General features: G+C 45.4%; 20 protein-coding genes, 1 other RNA gene and 1 pseudogene. 18 read left to right on the top strand and 4 right to left on the bottom strand.

The features are described from left to right. Window positions 1–74 precede the first annotated feature (74 nt). The 5 genes from BTA31_RS10195 (at window position 75) to BTA31_RS10175 (ending at window position 4,720) form a co-directional block, all read left to right on the top strand. Entirely contained in the window at window positions 75–287 is a 213-nt protein-coding gene (locus BTA31_RS10195) for a hypothetical protein (RefSeq protein ID WP_003182049.1), read from the top strand. Between the two features lie 249 nt (window positions 288–536). Further along, window positions 537–932, top strand: coding sequence for a class Ib ribonucleoside-diphosphate reductase assembly flavoprotein NrdI (gene nrdI, locus BTA31_RS10190; RefSeq protein ID WP_011197997.1), 396 nt, complete (start codon window positions 537–539; stop codon window positions 930–932). After that, window positions 889–2,991 (top strand): class 1b ribonucleoside-diphosphate reductase subunit alpha, encoded by a 2,103-nt coding sequence (nrdE, locus tag BTA31_RS10185; RefSeq protein WP_076791292.1) that lies wholly within the window; start codon window positions 889–891, stop codon window positions 2,989–2,991. The genes nrdI and nrdE overlap by 44 nt, the downstream gene beginning before the upstream one ends. A 20-nt stretch (window positions 2,992–3,011) precedes the next feature. Next, entirely contained in the window at window positions 3,012–3,989 is a 978-nt protein-coding gene (gene nrdF / locus BTA31_RS10180) for a class 1b ribonucleoside-diphosphate reductase subunit beta (RefSeq protein WP_043928901.1), read from the top strand. 113 nt (window positions 3,990–4,102) lie between these two features. Further along, entirely contained in the window at window positions 4,103–4,720 is a 618-nt protein-coding gene (locus BTA31_RS10175; protein WP_076791290.1) for a hypothetical protein, read from the top strand. An 18-nt stretch (window positions 4,721–4,738) separates the two neighbouring features. On the opposite strand, the gene BTA31_RS10170 is transcribed toward BTA31_RS10175, so the two are convergent. Further along, entirely contained in the window at window positions 4,739–5,539 is an 801-nt protein-coding gene (locus BTA31_RS10170; protein WP_076791328.1) for an MBL fold metallo-hydrolase, read from the bottom strand. Window positions 5,540–5,739: 200 nt separating this feature from the next. On the opposite strand from BTA31_RS10170, the gene sufU reads away from it, so the two are divergent. The 4 genes from sufU (at window position 5,740) to BTA31_RS10150 (ending at window position 8,488) form a co-directional block, all read left to right on the top strand. Continuing rightward, a complete protein-coding gene (sufU, locus tag BTA31_RS10165; RefSeq protein ID WP_043928889.1) occupies window positions 5,740–6,171 on the top strand; it encodes a Fe-S cluster assembly sulfur transfer protein SufU in 432 nt (143 codons plus the stop codon). Window positions 6,172–6,266: 95 nt separating this feature from the next. Beyond that, a complete protein-coding gene (locus BTA31_RS10160; protein WP_076791288.1) occupies window positions 6,267–6,752 on the top strand; it encodes a Fur family transcriptional regulator in 486 nt (161 codons plus the stop codon). A gap of 94 nt (window positions 6,753–6,846) precedes the next feature. Then, on the top strand, window positions 6,847–7,512 hold the full coding sequence (locus tag BTA31_RS10155; protein ID WP_076791325.1) for a GntR family transcriptional regulator: 666 nt from the start codon (window positions 6,847–6,849) through the stop codon (window positions 7,510–7,512). A 7-nt stretch (window positions 7,513–7,519) separates the two neighbouring features. Next, window positions 7,520–8,488: a DMT family transporter gene (locus BTA31_RS10150; protein WP_076791286.1), complete on the top strand. Its 969-nt coding sequence runs from the start codon at window positions 7,520–7,522 to the stop codon at window positions 8,486–8,488. Between the two features lie 54 nt (window positions 8,489–8,542). Here the strand turns inward: BTA31_RS10150 and BTA31_RS10145 are convergent, their stop codons facing one another. Continuing rightward, window positions 8,543–9,304, bottom strand: a complete 762-nt coding sequence (locus tag BTA31_RS10145) for an N-acetylmuramoyl-L-alanine amidase (RefSeq protein ID WP_076791283.1) — start codon at window positions 9,302–9,304, stop codon at window positions 8,543–8,545. 158 nt (window positions 9,305–9,462) lie between these two features. Here BTA31_RS10145 and ssrS point away from each other — a divergent pair. After that, a non-coding RNA gene (gene ssrS / locus BTA31_RS10140) (6S RNA) lies at window positions 9,463–9,646 on the top strand. A 190-nt stretch (window positions 9,647–9,836) separates the two neighbouring features. Here ssrS and BTA31_RS10135 read toward each other — a convergent pair. Together BTA31_RS10135 and BTA31_RS10130 are read right to left on the bottom strand one after the other, a co-directional pair. After that, window positions 9,837–10,322, bottom strand: a complete 486-nt coding sequence (locus BTA31_RS10135) for a DMT family transporter (RefSeq protein ID WP_076791280.1) — start codon at window positions 10,320–10,322, stop codon at window positions 9,837–9,839. Window positions 10,323–10,343: 21 nt separating this feature from the next. Then, window positions 10,344–10,796, bottom strand: coding sequence for a DMT family transporter (locus BTA31_RS10130; RefSeq protein ID WP_082247392.1), 453 nt, complete (start codon window positions 10,794–10,796; stop codon window positions 10,344–10,346). A gap of 773 nt (window positions 10,797–11,569) precedes the next feature. Here BTA31_RS10130 and BTA31_RS23690 point away from each other — a divergent pair. The 8 genes and pseudogenes from BTA31_RS23690 to BTA31_RS10090 form a co-directional block, all read left to right on the top strand. Next, window positions 11,570–11,695: pseudogene (locus BTA31_RS23690) on the top strand (hypothetical protein); the annotation flags it as partial. Window positions 11,696–12,021: 326 nt separating this feature from the next. After that, the gene (locus BTA31_RS10120; protein WP_025811499.1) at window positions 12,022–12,645 is read left to right on the top strand and encodes a TetR/AcrR family transcriptional regulator; all 624 of its coding nucleotides are present in this window, start codon (window positions 12,022–12,024) and stop codon (window positions 12,643–12,645) included. A 2-nt stretch (window positions 12,646–12,647) separates the two neighbouring features. Then, window positions 12,648–13,034, top strand: a complete 387-nt coding sequence (locus BTA31_RS10115) for an OsmC family protein (protein ID WP_076791277.1) — start codon at window positions 12,648–12,650, stop codon at window positions 13,032–13,034. A 32-nt stretch (window positions 13,035–13,066) separates the two neighbouring features. Then, on the top strand, window positions 13,067–14,416 hold the full coding sequence (locus BTA31_RS10110) for a cytosine permease (protein ID WP_076791274.1): 1,350 nt from the start codon (window positions 13,067–13,069) through the stop codon (window positions 14,414–14,416). A 24-nt stretch (window positions 14,417–14,440) separates the two neighbouring features. Then, entirely contained in the window at window positions 14,441–16,546 is a 2,106-nt protein-coding gene (locus BTA31_RS10105; RefSeq protein WP_076791272.1) for a hydantoinase/oxoprolinase family protein, read from the top strand. Beyond that, the gene (locus tag BTA31_RS10100; protein WP_076791269.1) at window positions 16,543–18,021 is read left to right on the top strand and encodes a hydantoinase B/oxoprolinase family protein; all 1,479 of its coding nucleotides are present in this window, start codon (window positions 16,543–16,545) and stop codon (window positions 18,019–18,021) included. Before BTA31_RS10105 ends, BTA31_RS10100 begins: the two co-directional genes overlap by 4 nt. Continuing rightward, window positions 18,018–19,757, top strand: a complete 1,740-nt coding sequence (locus BTA31_RS10095) for a hydantoinase B/oxoprolinase family protein (RefSeq protein WP_076791266.1) — start codon at window positions 18,018–18,020, stop codon at window positions 19,755–19,757. The genes BTA31_RS10100 and BTA31_RS10095 overlap by 4 nt, the downstream gene beginning before the upstream one ends. Before the next feature lie 176 nt (window positions 19,758–19,933). Further along, window positions 19,934–20,368 carry a DUF2243 domain-containing protein gene (locus BTA31_RS10090; RefSeq protein WP_076791263.1) on the top strand — a complete coding sequence of 145 codons (435 nt, stop codon included), beginning with the start codon at window positions 19,934–19,936 and terminating at the stop codon, window positions 20,366–20,368. Window positions 20,369–20,619: the final 251 nt, after the last annotated feature.

Genomic DNA, 20,619 nt, shown 5'->3' with positions numbered 1-20,619 from the left:
AAGCGGCATCTAATCGCTAAACTAAGTAGTGTTTACATTAATTCAGTTTGAAAATGAAAAGGAATGAGCAAACAATGAAACCTAAGATCGTCATCAACCATTGGGAAGAGACGTGTGAAGATGATTCCTGCTATGAATACGGCACAAGTATTCTCGTAAACGGAAAAGAACTTGTCAGGGAAGCGTCGATCATGACGGCTGTCCAGTCGGTTCTTAAGGAACTTGGCATCGAAGCCGATATTAAAGAGGTATGCGAGAACAAGTGCTGTGACGCTTACAAAAAATAAGCGAAAAAGTCTAGTCTACTAACTCAATTTTTTTCGTGTTATGATAGATTTCGGTTTGTGAGTAGGATGAGCGAACGGCTCTCATTCTACTCATATTTCTTTGGCCTTAGGCCTCCTAAGCTGAAGCGAATTGTGAACTTTCATCAACTCGAGCACAATATATTGTGTTTTCTTGAATGATAGTATACTATATATTGTGTAAGGTTCGAGTGGAAGACTCGGAAACAATTTTACTAGGTCGTGATAATGATGATTCAGATCGTATTTGATTCAAAAACGGGAAACGTTCAGCGCTTTGTGGATAAGACGCCTTTTCGCAATAAACGGAAAGTCAGCACAGAGGAGTATCTAGATGAACCGTTTGTTTTGATCACGTACACGACAGGGTTTGGGGAAGTTCCGAAAACGACTGAGATGTTTCTTGAGAAAAACGCCCATCTTCTTTTGGGAGTTGCGGCAAGCGGAAACAGAGTGTGGGGAGATAATTTTGCGAAAAGCGCAGAAAAAATCTCGAAGCAGTATCAGGTTCCGATTCTCGGCAAATTTGAGCTCAGCGGGACGGCCAAAGACGTTGAACTGTTTACTCAGGAGGTAGAAAGAGTTGTCACAAAATCAAGTGCCAAAATGGATCCAGTTAAACAATGAGATCATGATCCAAAAAGACGGGAAATTCCAGTTTGATAAAGATAAAGAAGCTGTACATAGTTATTTTGTAGACTATATCAACCAAAATACGGTATTTTTCCATGATCTGAAAGAGAAAATCGATTACTTAATCAAGAATGAATACTATGAAGAGGAGTTTTTAAGCCTCTACACGTTCGAAGAAATCAAGGAAGTGTTCAAAGAGGCTTACGCCAAAAAATTCAGATTCCCGTCCTTTATGAGCGCTTTTAAGTTTTACAATGACTATGCGCTGAAGACAAATGACAAGAAAAAAATTCTTGAACGCTATGAAGACAGAATCTCTATCGTAGCTTTATTTTTTGCAAACGGGGATAAGGAGAAGGCGAAGGAATTCGTCAGAATGATGATCAACCAGGAGTATCAGCCGAGCACGCCGACGTTCTTAAATGCCGGCCGCAAACGCCGCGGAGAGCTTGTCAGCTGTTTCCTCTTGGAAGTCAATGATTCCTTGAACGACATCTCGAGAGCGATTGATATTTCGATGCAGCTCTCAAAGCTCGGCGGAGGCGTATCTTTAAATCTTTCAAAACTGCGTGCGAAAGGCGAAGCGATCAAAGACGTCGAAAACGCGACAAAAGGTGTCGTCGGCGTGATGAAACTTCTTGACAACGCATTCCGCTACGCTGACCAGATGGGGCAAAGACAAGGCTCAGGCGCTGCGTACTTAAACATTTTCCACCGCGACATCAACGATTTCCTCGATACGAAGAAGATTTCGGCTGACGAGGATGTCCGGGTGAAAACATTGTCCATCGGAGTTGTCATTCCAGATAAATTCATCGAGCTTGCAAGAGAGGATAAAGCGGCATACGTATTCTATCCGCACACCGTTTATAAAGCGTACGGCGAGCACCTCGACGAAATGGACATGAACGAGATGTACGACCGGCTTGTGGAAGATCCGCGCGTCAAAAAAGAAAAAATCGACCCGCGCAAGATGCTCGAAAAGCTTGCGATGTTAAGATCGGAATCCGGGTATCCGTACATTATGTTCCAGGACAATGTCAACAACGCGCATGCGAACAATCATATTTCAAATGTTAAATTTTCCAACCTTTGTTCGGAGGTTCTGCAGGCTTCACAAGTTTCATCATACACAGACTACGGTCAAGAAGATGAGATCGGCCTTGACATCTCCTGCAACCTTGGTTCATTGAACATTTTGAACGTCATGAAAAACAAATCGCTCGAGCAGACGGTTAAGCTTGCAACCGATTCGCTGACGCATGTTTCTGAAACGACAAACATTACGAACGCACCGGCTGTCAAAAAAGCAAACAAAGCGATGAAATCCATCGGGCTCGGTGCGATGAACCTGCACGGATTCTTGGCACAGAACAATATCGCCTATGAAAGTGAGGAAGCGAGGGACTTCGCGAACACTTTCTTTATGATGATGAACTTCTACTCGATTGAACGGTCCGCTGAGATCGCCAAAGAAAAAGGTGAGACGTATCATAACTATGAAGGTTCGGCTTACGCAACGGGTGAATACTTCAAAAAGTATGTGACACAAGATTTCTCGCCTAAATTCGAAAAAGTGGCCAAGCTTTTTGAAGGCATGCACATTCCGACAAAAGAAGACTGGGAGCAGCTGAAACAGTTTGTCAAAGAACACGGATTGTACCACAGCTACAGACTGTGCATCGCACCGACCGGGTCCATTTCATATGTACAGTCAAGCACAGCATCAGTCATGCCGATCATGGAGCGGATTGAAGAAAGAACATACGGCAACTCCAAGACGTACTATCCAATGCCTGGACTTGCGCCGAGCAACTGGTTCTACTATAAAGAAGCGTATGATATGGACATGTTCAGGGTTGTCGACATGATCTCGACGATTCAGCAGCACGTTGACCAAGGCATAAGCTTTACATTGTTCCTGAAAGATACAATGACGACACGCGATCTGAACCGGATCGATCTTTATGCCCACCATAAAGGAATCAAAACACTTTACTATGCAAGAACGAAGGATACAGGGCAAGAAGGCTGCCTTTCTTGTGTCGTTTGATTAAAGGAGAGTATGCGAAAGTGACGAAAATTTATGATGCAGCAAACTGGTCAAAGCATGAAGATGATTTTACCCAAATGTTTTACAACCAAAATGTGAAGCAGTTTTGGCTTCCGGAAGAGATTGCGCTTAATGGAGATCTTCTGACATGGAAGTACTTGGGTAAAAATGAACAGGACACATACATGAAGGTGCTCGCGGGGCTGACGCTTCTCGACACAGAGCAGGGGAACACAGGAATGCCCCTTGTTGCTGAGCATGTAGAAGGGCATCAGCGCAAAGCGGTGCTGAATTTCATGGCGATGATGGAAAACGCGGTTCACGCCAAGTCCTATTCAAACATTTTCATGACGCTCGCCCCGACAGAGACGATCAACGAAGTCTTTGAATGGGTCAAACAAAACAAATACCTGCAGAAAAAAGCTCAGATCATTGTCGGGCTTTATGAAAAAATCCGCCAGGGCGATAAGATCTCGCTGTTTAAAGCGATGGTCGCATCCGTTTATTTAGAAAGCTTCCTGTTCTACAGCGGCTTCTACTACCCGCTTTATTTTTACGGACAAGGCAAGCTGATGCAAAGCGGAGAAATCATCAACCTGATCCTGCGGGATGAAGCGATTCACGGCGTCTATGTCGGCCTGCTCGCTCAGGAGATTTACAATCAGCAGACAGCGGAGAAAAAAGAAGAGCTGTATGCGTTTGCCATTGATCTATTGAAAGAGCTTTATGAAAATGAGCTTGAATATACAGAAGACCTGTACGATCAGGTCGGCCTTTCACACGACGTGAAGAAGTTCATCCGCTACAATGCCAACAAAGCGCTGATGAACCTTGGCTTTGAAGCTTATTTTGAAGAAGAAGAGATCAATCCGATCGTGTTGAACGGGTTGAATACGAAAACGAAGTCACACGACTTCTTCTCAATGAAAGGGAACGGCTACAAAAAAGCAACAGTTGAACCGTTAAAAGACGACGACTTTTACTTTGACGATAAGTAAGCCGGGCTAAAAGGGCGCACCCGCGCCCTGGCCCCGCCTTTCAGTTATTGATACACGGCAAAATGAGAGCAGAACGAATCTGCTCTTTTCACTTTGAGGAGGAAACGAATACGATGGGAAAAATGGACGAAATGATTCTCGTGGTCCCGCGGGAAAACGTATTTGCAAATGAAACGCTGACCTTCCAAGGCGTCAACAGCGACGGCGAGACGATCGGGAAGATCATGGCGCATATTGAACGCCACTTCAGTGAAATGAGAAGGGGAGACGCCGAGGAAGATCCTGCATTTAAACAGCCGATCCCTTATGTTGTCATCAAAAGAGAAGACGAAATATTTGTCTATGAGCGGCTCGAAGGCGGAGGGGAAACGCGGCTTCACAACAAGCTGTCACTCGGCTTCGGCGGACACATGAACTTTGCCGAAGGGCTCGACTTTTCCGATATTCTGAAGTTGAATACAGACCGCGAACTTGATGAAGAGCTTCAAATCGAGGAGTCAGATAAAGAAAAAATGGTGACGCTCGGACTGATTAATGATGATGAAAACAGCGTCGGAAAAGTACATATCGGAATCCTTTCAGCGCTTGAATTAAAACCGGGCGCACACGTTGAAGTGAAAGAAAAGGAGCAGATTGCCGGCCGTTGGATGAAAGCCAGTGATCTGAAAGAAAAAAGCGCCTATGACAGGCTTGAATCTTGGTCACAGTTTGTCGTCGATATCTTAGTTTAAATCGGAAAACTCGCTGATTCAGCGAGTTTTCTTTTCGTATTGAACCGGTTTCCATTGAAAAAGTGAGTCCTGCTTTTCGATGAACCCGAAGCCGGGATAGGGAAAATGACAGCCGTGGAGCAGGACCCGTCCATTATAAGCCTGCCGGGCCAGCAGTCTCCTTGTCATTTCCCCCTCGATAGGATCATGCTCAAGCGAAACCCGAGTTTTCGGATTGGAAATACTTTCCGGAATGTGAAATACGTCATTGATGATCTGACAGACGTCATCTTTTGTCTGCAATTCAATCGTCAGGTGTCCAGGTGTATGTCCGGGCGTATGGATCAGTTTCAGTCCGGGAAGCAGTTCGGTGTCTTCTGTCAGCAGCTTCAGAAGCGGCCGGACAGCGGAGAGAATGTGAAACTGTAGAGAAGCCGGCGTTTGTTTTGCGTACAGCCATTCTGCTTCACTGATCAGATGAACAGCGTTTGGAAAAGCGGGCGCCCCGGTTTTCAGAAGACCTCCCGTATGATCTAAATGACTGTGTGACAAAATGACATAGTCTATCGAGTCAGGCTTGATTCCCGCCTGCGTCAGGTGATGAAGCAAGTGCCCGCTTCCTTGTCCACCTGTTTCACCAAATCCCGTATCAATCAGTATCCGTTTGCCGTTCGTCTCCAGACAGACAAAGTTCAGCGCGACTTCAAATTCTTCAGGATAACGTTCTGTTTCCTGAGGGGCTCCTCCCGCTAAAAAGAAATCCCTTGAAACTCGAAAGGCTCCATCAGATAAAATTGTCATTTGAAAAGAACCGAGCTGCATGCGGTATGGCTCCTTCATGATATATCCTTCCCCCTTGTGTTTGACCGAGCTGCCTTTTTTCAGAAAAGGCAGTTTCATTGTGGCTTTTCATTTGCGATGAGATTCTTGATCGGTTATGATTAAATCGTAATCATTACGATTTGATAACGGAAGTATAACTGAATCCGTTTATTCTTTCAACCAAAATAAACGGTTCAAAAGGAAAGGAGCATGATTTCATGCCGAAACTGGAAGAGCTGTATCGGTCCGTCATTATGGATCATGCAAGATACAGACGAAATTTTCGAAAAATCGATAAACGCGATGCGTATTACGTCCATTATAAAAATCCAACATGCGGGGATGTAATGACTTTGTTTATCGACATTAAAGATGAAAAGATCGAAGACGCAGCTTTTATCGGAGATGGGTGCAGCATCAGCATGGCTTCCTCATCAATCATGACTGAACTGATAAAAGGAAAGACGTTAAAAGAAGCCGGACTCATGCGGGAGGCGATGGAAGATATGATCAGAAAAGGAGAAGAACCGGCAGATGATCTGCTGGGAGATGCCGTTTCCCTGATGGGTGTCCATCCATTGCGGGCCCGTCATAACTGTGCCCTTATGCCGTGGCAGGCCTTCGATCGGATCAAAAAGAACGTCCATTAAATGAACAACGCATCATAAAGCAATCCGATTCTAAGGCTGCTGGGCAAACAATATCGAAAGATTTAAAGGAAAAAAGGGGAAGAGACGAAAGAGGCATGGAAAAAGAAACGAATGTAAAGCAGGAAGCGATGGCGCAGCTTAAACGGAAAGGCATTCGAATGACGCCGCAGCGGCTGGCCATCTACCATTATTTTTTAGCAAACAGGAACCATCCCACAATAGCTGACATCGAACAATCATTAAGGGAAGTCTATCCTGCCGTTAGTACAGCGACGATATACAACACCATCCGCTATTTTAAACAAGAGGGCCTTATAAAAGAACTGGGCTTTGCAGATCCGCTTCGCTTTGATCTGGCTGCAGAGGAACATGATCATGTCATTTGCGAAGTATGCGGAAAGATCGTCGATTTTCATTGTCCGCAACTTGAGAAAGTAAAAGACATTGCGGTGCGGAAGACCGGATATAAAGTAACACATCACCGATTGGAGCTGTACGGCATCTGTAAAGATTGCCAGGCGAAAAGAAAATACGCCGCTAAAGAGAAAAGGTTAAAGGGTGACAAAATCCTAAAACGATAAGCCGTTTTGGGATTTTGTCAACGGTCTGAGAGGTTAGATTTTATCTAACCTCTTTTTAGTTGTGAATAAAACCAAAATCCGATATATTGGTTTTATGATGAAAAATAACATTAAACGAATCAAACGAATTTCGCTTCGGGAAGAAGTGTATCAAACGCTGAAGCGCGCCATTGTACATTTGGAATTAAAGCCGGAGGAGCGCCTGCATGATCAGGAGCTTGCAGAGCAGTTTGGCATCAGCCGCACACCTGTCAGGGAAGCGCTCAAACGACTGGAAGATGAAGGCCTTGTTGAAGCTGTTCCGGGATCGGCAACACGTGTCGCACCGTTAAATCGCGTGGAGGCTGAACACGCTTTTACAGTCACTGCGGCACTGCATGCGCTGGCTGTCAGGCTGTCGTTTCCTTTTTTAACGGATTCCGACTTTGACCAACTGGAGGCGCATAACAAAACGTTGCAGCAAGCGATTCAAAAAGAAGACATTATCGAAGCAATCGAATCAGATGCTGCTTTTCATGACGTGTTTTTACAAGCATCAAAAAACCCGGAAATTCCCCGGGCATTGGAGAGAATTTCTTCAAAAATCTACCGTCTTGAAATGTCGCAGTTTTCTTCGATCGGCAGCTTGAAGTCTGTCGAACAGCATAAGTGTATCATCGATGCCTGCAGACAGGGGGATCGGGATGCGGCCATCAGGCTTGCCGAGGAAAACTGGCTCAGTCTCGGAGACCGGTTGGCCGGACATCAGGAAAAGGAGTGAGGGGATTGTGAGGCCGATTATACTGGGCGTTTTTGCAGCCTTCTTTTTTGCTTTTACATTCGTTTTAAACAGGGCGATGGAGCTTGAAGGGGGGAGCTGGATCTGGAGCGCTTCGCTAAGATTTATCTTCATGGCGCCTCTTTTATTTGTCATCGTTTGGCTGAGGGGGAATGTAAAAGAGCTTTTTCAGGAAATCAAAAAAGCGCCGGGCATATGGCTGAGATGGAGCATCATCGGGTTCGGCCTCTTTTATGCGCCGCTCTGTTTTGCGGCGGCTTACGGGCCGGGCTGGCTGATCGCGGGAACATGGCAAATCACGATCATTTCCGGTTCCCTCTTGGCGCCGCTTTTTTACGAAACCATTCAAACAAAAACAGGTCCCGTACAGATGAGAGGCAAAATTCCCTATAAGGGGCTGACGATGTCGTTTATCATTTTAATCGGGGTGGGGCTGATGCAAGCTGAGCATGCAGCAGAGCTTTCTTTGCATGAGATGCTGCTGTGCATCGTGCCGGTTATTTTGGCTTCATTTGCATACCCGCTTGGGAACAGAAAAATGATGGAAGCTTGCGCCGGGCGCCTTGATGCTTATCAGCGGGTATTGGGGATGACGCTGGCAAGCCTTCCGTTTTGGCTGATCCTCTCGCTGTACGGGCTGGCATCGGCAGGTGCGCCCAGCCGGGGACAAGTCATTCAGTCAGGATTGGTGGCTGTCTTTTCCGGAATATGTGCAACTGTGCTGTTCTTTGCCGCAACCGACCTTGTAAAAGGTGATATGCGTAAATTAGCGGCTGTCGAGGCCACACAATCGTTTGAAGTGCTGTTTGCGGCCGCTGGTGAAATTTTGATTCTTTCAAGTCCGCTTCCAGGTGCCGTCTCTTGGAGCGGCATGGCTCTTGTCATTATCGGAATGGTATTGAACAGCCATGCATCGAATCAAAAGCCGGCGGTTCAAAGTAAAGCTGCAAAAGCATAAAAAAAGCCTGCGATCTATCTGAGACAGATCGCGGGCTTTTCTTGATGATTGTCCCTATTCCTGGTAAATGAAAGCGTCAAATCCGGCGTTTTTGGCTTGCTGAACGAGCGCATCGGCATTTTCTTTCGAAGAAAAGGCGCCAATTTGCACTTTGTAAAGGCTGTCCCTGTAAATCACAATGGCATCAAACCCTTTTGCTTCCGCTTGAGCGGCTAGTGAATCGGCATTCGCTTTGTTCCTGAAAGCGCCGATCTGCACTTTATAGAGAGCTGCGGATTTTTTGGAAAGGTTAAATGCCCTTGCGAGCCCGTTGGCGTGGCCTCTGGCAATGGATTGAATAAATGCGGAAGACTTCAGCTTCTCGGCGTCGCTTGTATTGTCTACAAAGCCATTTTCCGTAAGCAGTGCGGGCATGACTGTTTCTCTTAACACGTGAAAATTGGCCGTTTTCTTGCCGCGATCTCTGAAATCGACAACTTTTAAAATCTCTTCATGCATGAGATCCCGATAGGTTGTGGTAGGTGCGCCGACGCCGGGATAAATATAATCCTCGAAACCCGTCCCACCCCCGGCATTGATGTGAATCGATAGAAAGTAGTCCGCTCCCCAGCTGTTCGCAGCGTTCGTGCGTTGCGTCAGACTGACAGTTTGGTCGCTTGTCCTGCTCAGCTGGACAGAAACATTTTGATATTCATTCAGCAGAATGTTTCTTAAAGCCAAGGCGATTTGCAATGTTAACTGTTTTTCTTGCAAACCATTGCCTGAAGCGCCTGGATCAGTCCCGCCATGGCCGGGATCGATAAAAATTTTTACCACAAGACATCACCTCAATAGACAGTCTATGAACAGATGTACGGGAAGGGTTGTACGATTGTCATCGGATTGCAGAATTTTGTAAATATTCAGCTTATTATAGAATGTATCATTCTTTTTAGGCAAGGGGTTGCATGATTAATGTTTTTATCATATAATAAATTACGCTGCATTGTACGTAATGATAATTAAGTTTTAACCTTTAAGCTGTAATAGGGAGTTTTATATCGGAACCGGAATGTCATGCCTTCCTCGAAAGGACGACAGGAACGTTTCTGCAGACACCCACTTTGAGGAGTGTGGTTTAAAACTTTCTTACTTGCATACGGCAATTGCAGCACTTAAGTCATTTGAACAAAATGGCTTTTTTTATTTGCGAAAAAATAGTTTACCATAAAAATTTTATGTAAACTAAATGGCTGTGAAATTTACAATAAAGGGCGGACACCGCCCTTTTATTCATTTCAAAGTAAATCGCGTCATGTAAATCGAATGCCGTGAATTCCAGCCGGCAGAAGGTGCAAAAGGACTGGCATCAAAAATGCTGAATGATTATAATTCCCGTGATCATCAGGACAATTCCCAGAATGCGCTGCACATTCAAGCGGTGTTTGGGGATTCCGAACCATCCAAAATGATCGATGATGAGGGCGATGATCATTTGACCGCTTAAAGCCAAAACAACAGTAAGCGACGCTCCGACAATCGGCAAAAGCAAAATATTGGACGTAATAAAGATGACGCCAAGTATTCCGCCTGTCCAGAGCCACCAAGGGCTGCCTGTGACAAAGGTTTTTGCCGTTTGTAAATTGTCTATATGAAATAACCGCCGATGTTCAATGATCGTGGTGAGAAAAAGAAGGACGAACATTCCTACCAAAAACGAAATCAGAGAAGCGACAAAAGGTGATTGGAGAGCATTTCTCAGCTCTGAATTGATGGATGTTTGAATCGGGGATGCCATTCCGGCAAAAAGCCCGAGCACCATGTAAAGAAAAACGTACATAGATCTGTTTTTCATCTGTGATAAACTCCCTTGCTATTAATATTTTTTGATGATGAAAACCCCGAAGATGATGAACAGAATGCCGATGATTCTAGGAAAGTTTAATTCATGAACGGGAACATGAAACCATCCGAAGTGATCGATCGCCAGAGCCATTATCATTTGCCCAAGCAGAGTGACGACAACCGTCAGTGCTGATCCAAGGCGCGGAAGCAACAAAATATTTGAAGTTAAATAAAAAACGCCTAAACATCCGCCCCCAACGAGAATCCACCATGGGATGGAAGGAAAAAGTCCGATGATAGACAAAAAATGGCGCTCTGTCACTAAGGCAACAATGAGCAGGATAAGCGTCCCGACAAAAAAAGAAATGGCCGCCGCCCCGTAAGGAGACCCGATTTTCATGCCCAGCCGTGAATTAATTGAGGTTTGAACAGGAATGGCCATTCCGGCCAAAATGCCGGCTATTAGTATTAAAATGATCATCATTTCTAAAAACTCCTTTTTGCGGTGATTGGAACGATTATTTCAAATCTGCGGAAAGTCTTGCTGTTTTGAAGGACACCTTGTATTTTGGCGAAAAGGAGTTCATGTTGCAAGTGCTGATTGATGAAAAGAAATCAAATTTTTATTTTGTGGAAATCATGTTTTAAGCGGGGCTTAATAAGGTTTTGAGATTCAACAAGGTGATGTAGCGGTGCTTGAACGCCTTATAAAAAGCAAAAGAGGATTCAGGTTGAGTCCTCTTATCTTTCTTAATGATTTCTAAGTAATGGTTTCTTTACGGTGTTCCTGCTACTTTATCAGCGGCACTGAAGTCGAAAGGATTTTTCCAGTAAACGCTTTTCCGCTTAATGAAAAATATCTATTGCTTATTGTGGTCCGCTGTAATTTAATGTTGAGAGTGTATCCTTCTGCATGAAATATCGTAAATCGGTAGAAAAGCCAAGTGGGATAATAATTTGGATGATTGCGATCCGCCATAAAAAACCTGTGATATCCTTTTTGTGATCTTTGCCATTGCATCCTGCACATTGAAATTCAAAGCCAATAAGAATGTTAATACCATACAAGTCAATTATTTTTCTATGAATATACTCCTCATTTTTCCATATCATAAATATTTCATCATCAAAAGTAAATTGAATTCTCTAGAAAATTCCGCTCTCTAAATAGAACACGCAAATTTTTAAGAAAGAAGAATTGTTAAACTGAAAAAAGTCCTATACACTACAAGTAATATTTTGATAGGGGGTGGGAACGTGTTCAACGAAAGAGAGGCGCTCCGATTAAGACTGGAACAACTGAACAATGCCGAGATTCAGGTCATACGCGAACTCCAAAATGAACGGAAAGACATTTATTCCAGGCTGCGGGAATTAGATCGTCAAAAAGTTTCATCATCACATCATAAAAAAACTTTATTACAATTAGTCGATGAAACTGCAAATCTCTTCAAAAAATAAATCGATGGTCGTTTGATCAAGTGACCGTGAGGGGGATGAAAGGATTAAACAGCAGCTGATGATTGACCGGAAGATAAAAAAGCAGGTTAAACTTTGCTCATATTTTGTAATTGTGCGAAAAATGGAAAGGTTAGCAACTTGACTAGAAAAAGAACATTGTATAAGATTATTCTTACAAATCCAATAGGAATAACAGCCCTAAAACTGACTGACTTGTCAATCAAGATTCAGGGTGAGGAGGGAAATACTTGGGAAATACGGACACAAGAGAGGAATTGCTACATATCGCGCTTGAGATTTTTGCTACGAAAGGATATCACGCAACAAAAATTTCAGACATCGTAAAACAAGCTGGCGTTGCACAGGGAACTTTTTACTGGCACTTCAAAAGCAAAGAAGAAATCGCCAAGGAAATCATAGACAAGGGGAAAGAAAACCTTCTTGCAGCCATTCATCAAGGCTACAGGCAAACGTTTGCTCTTACTGATGATATGATCCAATCCACTACAGCGCTTATGAAAAGAATTTTTACGTTTGCACAAGAGAATAGAAACTTAATGACATTTTTATTAGTCAAGGGACAAGGCGCCGATCCGGAAATCAGGGAGGCAATTGAAGAGGCGCTGATCAGTGTTGAACAGGCATTTAAAAAGAACATCCAAAGGGCTACAGAGCTTGGAATGCTAAATTCCTCCCATAACACCGACCTGCAGGCCACCATGTTAACTAGTCTTGTGTTGGGTACACTATCAAAATGGCTGTTTGGGCCAAAGCATGATCTGAATTATGTTCCTAAGTTTTCGGTTGATGAAATGACTGAAGAATTGGTTCATTTTGAATTTTTCGGACTGATCGGCCAAAGGAGGAATTAAATTTGACTACTATTCAAAAAACAAATGAAGAGTTTGGGATTTTTCATGAAGCCGGTATGCAGGCGAAAGGGTCTTTCACTCCGAATTCAGACGGACTTTCGCCGATTGAGCTGTTGGAAGCTTCATTAGGAATGTGCATCACCATTTCTTTGCAAAAGATGTTTGAAAGGGATGGCATAGAGGTGCAGGAGGATGAGTTTTCAGTTTCTGTTTCCGCCGCTAAAGCACCTGAAGGTCCGTCCCGAGTTGAAAAATGTACGGTTAGCGTCAAATTACCTGAGCATCTTCCGGCCGATTATAAAAAGAAATTAATCACCTCTGCTGAAAGGGCATGTACAATCGGCAATACGTTAAAACGAGGGGTAACGATTGATACGAATATAGTGTAACAACCTACATGATGAAACGAAGGAGCATGAAAATGGAAAACAACAGTCAAAAACCTTCCTCTACAAACGCTGATGATTTCGCTGTTACATCAGTCCCTGAAAATAAGAGAAAATCGATTTTTAATATTACGATTACAAGTTGTGCCTGGATTATCTCATTGTCGACGATTGTGACTGGAGGGGCGCTAATCCAGGGATTGAATTTTGCACATGCGGTTTTAGCTGCTGTATTAGGCATGCTGATTCTTGCGGTCTATGGCTTTTTTCAAGGTGTAATGGGTGCAAAATACGGAATATCGACTACAGTTCTTGCCCGTCAGGCTTTTGGACGCTACGGATCGAGCCTTTTTGGAATTGTCTTGGCACTGACGCTGGGAATCGGCTGGTTTGGCTGGCAGGTTGCTTTTTTCGGGACGACAATTTCAGAAATGTTTCCGGGTGTTTGGCTTGCAAAGCCTGAGGTTGCCATCGTTTGGGGCGGCATTTTAATGATACTTACCGCTTTTATAGGATATCGCGGGCTTGCCGCTTTAAGCTTTATTGCTGTACCTTTAGTCGTCATCTTTTCTATATGGGGCATTGTGAGTGCTGTCAATTATTCTGGAAGCTGGCATAACTTGCTGACGTTTCATCCGATAGGGGACCCTATGACGATATTTGCCGGAATTACAATTGTAGTTGGAAATGCCGCATTGGGTGCGGTTGTTTTTCCTGACGTGACGAGATATGCAAAAGGAGCGGTTTCAGGAGGAATAGGCGCGTCTGTAGGTTATTTCTTTGGGGGCGTTTTCTGTCTTGTTGCAGGAGCGGCAATGGCCATTGCCGCGAATGTTCCGGATATCGGGTCAACACCGAATATTCCAGCCGCTATGAGCAAGCTTGGGCTTGGATTTTTGGCATTTTTCATCATCGTTTTTGCGCAGTGGACGACGAATGATAACAATTTGTATACCGGATCTCTGGGGCTTCGCAATGTTGTGAACATTCCTAAGAAAGCACTTGTGGCGATCATGGGTGTGATCGGAATTATTATTGCATTATTAGGTGTCCAAAATATGTTTGTGCCATTCTTAACATTTTTAGGTTTGTATGTTCCGCCGATCGCAGGAGTCATGATCGCCGATCATTGGATCACAGCACCTGTCATCAAGAAAAAACAATATCAATTCGGGGCTGGAACTACTTATTCGAAGCTGAATGTTGCGGCGATTCTTTCGGTGATCATCGGAGGTTTTACCGCTTCAAAGATAACGTTCGGCATCGGGCCGATTAACTCTACTGTACTTGCATTTTTGATTTATATCATCTTTACGTTTATTTTCACAAAATTAAATCTCAGTTACGAAATCGGAGAAGCGACAGAGGAATCGTCTGGTTTTTAAGCGGATAAGGAGGAAAGGTTTTCAATGATGAATGAAAAAAACCAATGGGTATTTGGAATTGATGTCGGCGGGACGTTTACAGATTTAGTGGCTGTCAACAAGGGTGGAAAAATGGTTTCGACGAAGACGCCTTCAACCCCTGACCAGTCTGATGGTGTGATGAACGGGATTAAAAAAATGGCTGAAATCATCGGAATAGACGTAAAGGATCTGTTAGCCAATAGTCCATTGGTTGTCCATGGAACAACAGTTGCCACTAATGCCTTGCTGGAATATAACGGAGCAAAGGTGGGGCTTCTCACAACGGATGGGTTTCGGGACGAAATCGAATTCCGCCGCGCGTACAAAGAAAGCGTGTTTTCTCCGCGCTTGGAAGCTCCTTATCAAATTGTCCCAAGAAGATATCGTGTGGGGATTCCTGAACGATTGGATCATACAGGAAATGTCGTAACTGAGCTTGATGAAGAAGCCGTCCGCCGGGCAGTCCGCGGGTTTATCCAAGAGGGGATCGAGGCGGTTGCTGTGTGCTTTCTGTTCAGCTTCATGAATCCTTCACATGAAATCCGTGTTAAAGAGATTATTCATGAGGAAGCTCCCGGCATGTTTGTATCGTTATCATATGAAGTGCTGCCGCAGATTCGGGAATTTGAACGGGTAAGCACGACCATTGTCAATGCGTTCACAGGCCCTTCCATGCAAAGCTATTTGAACCATCTTGACGAACGGCTTCGCGAAGACGGATTTACTGGAGAACTGTTTGTCATGCAATCAAATGGCGGGGTGCAAAATGTCATTCAAAGCGGGAAGTTTGCCGCAGGAGGCCTTCTGTCAGGTCCCGCCGGAGGAGTGACAGCTGCTTCCTTTATCGGTGAAAAGTCAGGCTACGAGAACGTCATTACCGTAGACATGGGCGGAACAAGCTATGATGTCTCGGTTATCGAAAAATTAAATCCGGCGATCACGACGGAAAACTGGATCAGCAGATACCGGGTTGCTTTGCCAATGATGGATATCCACACGATCGGCTCCGGCGGCGGAAGCATCGCCTGGATTGACAGCGGCGGAGCTTTACAAGTCGGTCCGCGAAGCGCAGGCTCAAATCCGGGGCCGGCCTGCTACGGAAGGGGCGGAGAAGAACCGACTGTTACGGACGTGAATGTCTTCTTAGGCTATATTAACCCTGATAACTTTCTAGGCGGAGAAATGAAGCTTGACCGTGCACTGGCTGAAAAGGCGATCCGCACACGAATTGCTGAACCGCTCGGGATTTCGACAGTGGAAGCAGCGCTTGCGATCTCACAAATCGTCAATAGCGATATGTCAAATGCAGTCCACTTTGTGACGACACAGCGAGGCCATGATCCAAGGAACTTCGCCCTGATGGCTGTCGGCGGTGCGGGAGCCATCCATGCAGGCAAGCAGGCGGAAGACCTCGGCATTAAAACCGTTATTGTTCCGTCCCTTGCCCCGGTCTTTTGTGCGCTCGGCGATGTAGCAGCAAACCTTAAAGTAACAGAGCTCAGGACGCGCTTTGAAAGTTTGAAAAACGTTGATCTGCAAGCGATGAACGCCGATTTTGAAAAGATGGAACAGACGGCCCGCGAGAAACTTGGAGGTCAATCGGTCACTAATCAATATGAAACCCGCCGCTTTATCGATATGCGCTATGCCGGGGAAGTCCATGAAGTAACCGTACCGGTGAAATCGAGGACGCGGAGGATTACAGAATTGAATCTTGAAGCAACGGTTGCTGATTTCCATGACCTTCATGAAAGAATGTTTGCCCATAAAGACCCTGAGCACGACATTGAAATTTTAAATCTCCGCCTTGACCTGGTAGGGGTCAGAGAGCCGTTAAAGCTGAAGGAGGAGCCGTTTGAGCAGGAGGATCCTTCAAAAGCGAAATCCGGTGAACGCGTTATGTATTTTGACATCGAACCGACGAAAACGCCTATTTTCAATGGATCAATGCTTGAGCCGGGCAACCTGATTGTCGGTCCGGCCATTATTGAGCAATGGGGTACGACCATTGTTGTTTATCCGGGACATGAGGCTCTAATCGATTCATACCGCAACTGTGTCATCGAAGTCAAGCATTCTCAACAGGCGACAAGAGGTGGAAATGCATGATCCAAGCTCAAATTCTTTATCGCAAGCTGCAATCGATCGGCAGAGAAGTCGGGGATAATTTGCAGCGAATCTCCCGTTCTCCTTTGCTTTCGCAAGACCGGGCATTTGCTACAGCGATTTTTACGAATGAGCTGAAAATCGCGGTTCAACATCAATATGAGCCTGAACATTTGTTTGCCTTAAAAGAAAGCGTGGACAATCTGTTCGACTATTTTTCATTTGATATCGCAGATGGAGATGTGTTGCTGGTCGCAGATCCATACAGCGGCGGAACGAAAGGACAGTCGCTCACCATGGCGGCGCCGCTATTTCTTGAAGGGGAGCTCGTACTCTTCCCCGCTATCCGCGCTCAGATGATCGATTTGGCCGGCGAGTATCCGGGCGGCTTCCATCCCGATGCATTTGAAGTATGGCAGGAAAATATCAGAATTACGCCGGTAAAGCTTTATAAGCAAGGCGTTCTGCAGACTGATATTCTTCGTTTCTTATTATCAAACAGCCGGGTGCCGGCTTCTTTTAAAGCGGATTTGGAAGCCATGTACACATGTTTGCATGGAGCCAAACAGCAATTGAAAACGTTTCTTGGCAGCTATGGCCAAAAAACAGTGACCGAATCGATCGAAAGCATGTTTGAATACAGCCAAAAAAGGGTTGAACATCATGTCTCTCTCCTGCCTGAAACAGAAATGAGCGCTGTTCAGGAGTTTGAAGTTACCAAAGGAAACAAGAGTACGATTCATGTGCAAATCTCAAAGAAGGACGATGCGGTTGAAATCGATTTGAGCAGATCGTCAGAGCAGTCCGTAAAGCCGGTTAATGCACCTGCTGCTTTAACGAAGGCATTTGCCGTTTGGCCGTTCCTGGCAAGGATTGCCGATGAAATACCGATCAATGAAGGAACGCTTCAACCTTTTCAAACGAAGACGAGGCTGGGAACGATTCTGGATCCGGAATTTCCTGCAGCTACAGCATTAGCTCCAAGCATTACCGGACATTTCGTCGCTGAAGCGGTATATAAAGCCATTCAAAGCGGACAAGGAACAAATGAAGAATTTCCGCCGATATACGGGACAGGTCCGCAGGCCGTTTTTTATCCGGAGCTTGGCACAGAAGCGGAAACGAAATCAATTGTTCTGGCGCCCGGGTATCCTTCAGCTTCAAAAGGCTTCGGACCGCCTGCTTTATTTGGTCAACGGATGCTTGTCTCTGCAGAGGAATTGGAGCTTTACCACGGTTTTAAAATGGTTTCCCGGGAGTGGACGGACAACGGGGAGGAAATGAAAGTGTCTCTGCTTAACGAGGAGGACGATATTTATTTCAATCTTCTTCTGCCTTTTAGTGAAAGGGGAGAATACGGGTCTCTGTCAAGAACGGGAGACCATGATGAAACCTTTTATGAAAGCACGGTAAACCAACATGTGAAAAAAGGCGACCTCCTCGTCTTTACGTACTCTCAAAAGGAGGAGCAGCTATGATCAATCAGGACTTTATCCTATCACAGGTGGTCGGCGGTTCTCTTGATGCGGTTGCCAGGGAAATGAGCGCCACTGTCACGAGAACGGCCCGTTCACCATTGTTTAACGAAGCGCATGATTTTACGACCGGCGTCTTTGACCTTTCCGGCAAAAAATCGCACCTGGTCGCGCAAGCCCCCGGCTGTACGCTGCATCTTTATGCGGTAGTAGGCGCAGTTGACCATTTATTGGACGCCTTTCGGTATGATCTTCACCCCGGAGATATTCTCCTGGTGAATGATCCGTATCATGGGGGTTCGCACAGCCTTGACTGGACGATCGTCATGCCGGTTTTTTATAATCGCAAGCCGATCCTGCTCCCTGCCGTCCGAAGCCATATGGCCGATAATGGAGGTCCGGTTGCCGGAGGGTACAATCCGCGCTCAAAAGACATTTGGCATGACGGGTTGCGGATTCCGCCGTTAAAAATCTATGAGCGGGGAGAAAAGCGCAGGGATGTATTCGATTTAATCGTTGCAAACAACCGGCTTTCCCATTGGCTTGAAGGTGACTTAAATGCGATGATCGGGGCGTGCAAGGTCGCTGCTTCCCGAATCCAGACGATGCTTGATAAGTATGGCGCCGAGAAGGTGATTACGGCCATTGACAACCGAATTCAATATACAGAAAACAGGGTGCGCGATGAAATCACTAGCTGGCCGGACGGCACCTATGTCGGTGAAACATTTGCTGATCACGACTTTCAAGGCAATCGCGATATTAAGGTTCGCGCAACGGTGACCGTCAAAGGCAGCGATCTTCACATTGACTTTACCGGCTCATCCCCGCAAGTAAAGGGCTTCATCAACAGCCCGCTCTCAAATACGACTTCGTTTGCTTTTGTCGGTATTTCGACTTGCTGTGATGAGGATATCCCGATCAATGAAGGATATATGAATCCGGTAACAGTAACCGCGCCTTTAGGAACAGTTGTGAACCCGCAGCTGCCGGCACCGTGCGGACACGCGACTGCGTGCGTAGGAGCAGAAATAGCCGAGGCTGTTCTTCAGGCCATTTCCCAATGTGCGCCAAAACGCGTCGGAGTGAACGCCCATAAGCTTCCTCTCGCCTATTCTCACGGAAAATACGATGACGGCAAGCCGTGGGTGAATCTGAATTTTTACGGCTATACCGGTGGTGCGGGAGCTGCATACGAAACGGACGGATGGGGACTTTATCCTCCTGTTATGACAGGAGTTATTCTTCCATCTATTGAAATGACTGAAGTTCAATACCCGAGCCGTGTATTAAAGCATGAATATACGAGCGATTTTACGGGTACGGGCCGATGGAGAGGCACACCCGGGTTGGATGTTCAGATCCAGCACTTAAAGGAAAGCCGCACAAGCGTCATGATGGCAGGGGTCCGAAATACAACAAAAGGCTTCTGCGGAGCTGGCGATGCACCAAGCAACAAGGTGATCGTCGGGTATGGAACAGACGAAGCCAGAGAAATCGATGAAACGGCTTTTGAAGTCAAAATGCCTGCGGGCGGCATCATCCAATTTTACCGTGCAGGCGGCGGAGGCTGGGGGAATCCGCTGGAACGTGAACCGGAAAAGGTTCTGGACGACGTCTTAAACGAGTTTGTCAGCATTGAATCAGCATTGCAAGATTACGGTGTCGTGATTGACCCTGAGACACTTACCATTAACGAAATGGAAACGAAACGTGTGCGGACTTCCCGCCTTTCATAAATAAAAAAGCTGGTCTGAAAGGAAGTAAGTAACCTTTTCGGATCAGCTTTTTCTTTTCAATACATCTATGGTAAAAAGAGGATAATTGCTTTCGGGAGAGAATGTAAACATAACCGGTTTGATCTTTTTAACCGGCGGGTACATAACTGATTAGCATGTGAAGGAGGCCAAATCATATGAAAAACAAAAAAGCGTTTTGGGGACCTTTTCTGTTCGGCGTCGGCATCATCGCCATGATCGACGGCATCATCTTTCATCAATTGCTTCAATGGCACAGCGTGTACATGGACACAGACCGCTCTCACCAAATTATGAGCGACGGACTGTTCCATCTGTTTTCGCTCGTTATTCTTTTCATCGGCGGAATCCTGCTGTGGAACAGGGGTGAACTGGGCAGCAGCCGGCCGCAGCACATCTTTTGGGGAGCCTCTTTGCTTGGAGCGGGCTGGTTTAACTTCCTTGAGGGCATCATCAATCATCATCTTCTTCAGATTCACCACGTCAACCCGCTAAGCCCGAACAGCCTCTTATTCGACCTTGCTTATGACGCATCGGGCCTGTTGATTATTTTGGCCGGGTGGCTGATCTACCGAAAAGGAAAACAGAAATAAAAATTAGTTTGTCCACACAATTATTTCTCGGGAAAGCGCAGGTTTCAACAAGACCTGCCCTTTTTTTGTCAAAATTTGAAGAAATAATAAACCCCATTTTAAAAATTGATGTGATCAGTAACCGCTGCTTGAGGAAGTCGTTTTATGTAAACAAGTTTTTAAAATGCGGCAAAGTGCAACTGTTCACTTCAAGCAACAAGGGGATTAAAAACAGATATTCAATGGAAAAAAGGTGTTCATATCGTTTGACG

The sequence above is a fragment of the Bacillus haynesii genome (assembly GCF_001969855.1).
Lineage (GTDB): Bacteria > Bacillota > Bacilli > Bacillales > Bacillaceae > Bacillus > Bacillus haynesii.
This window is presented reverse-complemented; position numbering and strand designations above follow the sequence as displayed.